At 71.4% G+C, this 1,763-nt stretch carries 1 protein-coding gene and 1 pseudogene; one reads left to right on the forward strand and one right to left on the reverse strand.

Annotated elements, in window-relative coordinates; genetic code table 11:
- Window positions 1-236: 236 nt before the first annotated feature.
- A complete protein-coding gene (locus HO151_RS03030; protein ID WP_217422809.1) occupies window positions 237-1,067 on the forward strand; it encodes a hypothetical protein in 831 nt (276 codons plus the stop codon).
- 52 nt (window positions 1,068-1,119) lie between these two features.
- Here the strand turns inward: HO151_RS03030 and HO151_RS03035 are convergent.
- Window positions 1,120-1,763: pseudogene (locus HO151_RS03035) on the reverse strand (serine/threonine protein kinase); the annotation flags it as partial.

Consider the following 1,763-nt stretch of genomic DNA (forward strand, 5'->3'; position numbering starts at 1 on the left):
GGTCAGGGCGCCGCGCGCCGCCCACCGCTGCCGGGCGTGCGCCCGCCCGTCAAGATCCAGGCCCACGCCTGCCGCCTCTCCGCGTCCGTCCGCGCCGGTCCCCGTCCGTGCCGGCCCGTGTCTGTCCGTGTCTGTCCGAGGCAGCAGTATGCCGCCCTCCGGAACCGACTTGACGTTTTCTTGACCTCCGCACAGACTCCTGCTTCACGCAAGATCACCGAAGGAACATTCGAATAATGAAGAGATTCACGCTGCCTCGCACCGGCGTCGCCGCCGTCGTGTCGGTCCTCTCGCTCGCCCTGGTGACCGGCTGCTCCGACAGCGGTTCGGACACCGGGTCGGACTCGGGTTCGGGCGACAGGGCGGGCGCGAAGGAGCCGGCGGCGAAGGTCCTGGGCGACGGCGAGCTGGAGAAGCTGATCATCGCCACGGCCGACGTCAAGGGCTTCAAGGTCGGTCCGGCCGACGGCGCCGAGCAGTTCGCGTCCTCCAAGAAGGACATCGAGGTCGACGACGAGAAGTGCGCGCCCCTCGTGTACGTCCTCACCGGCTTCGCGCCGGGCGACGAGGCCTCGTACGTCAACCGCCTGGTCCAGGAGGACCCCGCCGCCAAGGCGAGCGCGTCCCCCTCCAAGGCCCTGGAGGACATGACCGAGGAGGAGCTCGACGACGCGATGAACTCGATCACCGACGCCCTCGGCTCGACGATGACCATCGTGTCCCTCTCCTCCTACGAGGGGGACGGGGCCGAGAAGGCCATGTCCGCGGTCTCCACCGCGATCGACGGCTGCGCCGGCGGCTTCACGGCCACCGCGAAGGGCGAGCCCCAGAAGTTCAAGAAGATCGCGAGCGAGAAGGCGTCCGGCAACGGCGACGAGTCGCTGGCGTTCGCGGCCACCGCCGACGCCGAGGGCGACCCGGTGGTGCACGCGGAGGTCGCGCGGCACGGGAACACCGTCGCCACGTACTTCACGCTCAGCCTGGCGGCCTTCGCCGACGAGGCGAAGGTCTCCGACTACGAGGTCCCGGCCGCGCTGATCAAGGCGCAGGCGGCCAAGCTCGGCTGATCCGTCCTGGTCCGTGCGGCGGGCTGTGACCGGCGAGGGCTCCCCGCGCCGGTCACAGCCTGTCGATGTCGAGGTTGGCGACGGCCGTCCGCGCGACCTCGCGCCCGCGCCCGGTGAAGTCGCCCTGGCCCGGGTAGCCGATCATCAGCTTGTACATGTCGCCGGACCGCGTCCGGTAGTAGAGGACCTGGAGCTCGCGCGGGAGCGGGTTCGCGCTGTCCGTGCTCGTGTAGACGACGGTGTTCCGGGCGGCCTCGCGGTCCTTGTACGTCACGTCGGCGGGATCGCTCCGCGGCACGGGCTGTGCGTCCATGCCGAGGCCGTACGAGCCGCTCCGCTTGTAGGCGGTGTCGTCCTCGTACATCTCCGCCGACGCCGTCGGGGCGATCTCGCCCGTCGTGTCCTCGCTCTTCCTGTCCAGCGACAGACCGACCCAGAGGGCGCCGCTCGGGTCGGTGAACCGCACCCAGTGCTCGTCCTGCGGCGCGTCCGGCTCCGGCACGGTCCTCCGGTAACCCTCGGGTACGGCCACCGTCGCGCCCAGCTCCTTCACCTCCGTCCTCCTCCAGCCGTCCGGCAGCGGGCCCGCGAACGGGTCCGCGAGCACCAGGTACGCCGTGACCGCCGCGGCGACGACCACGGCGGCCACGCCGGTGGCGATGCCGAGCCACGCCCTGCGGCCGAGGCGGGCCGTCC

It is taken from the genome of Streptomyces sp. 8P21H-1, assembly GCF_013302945.1.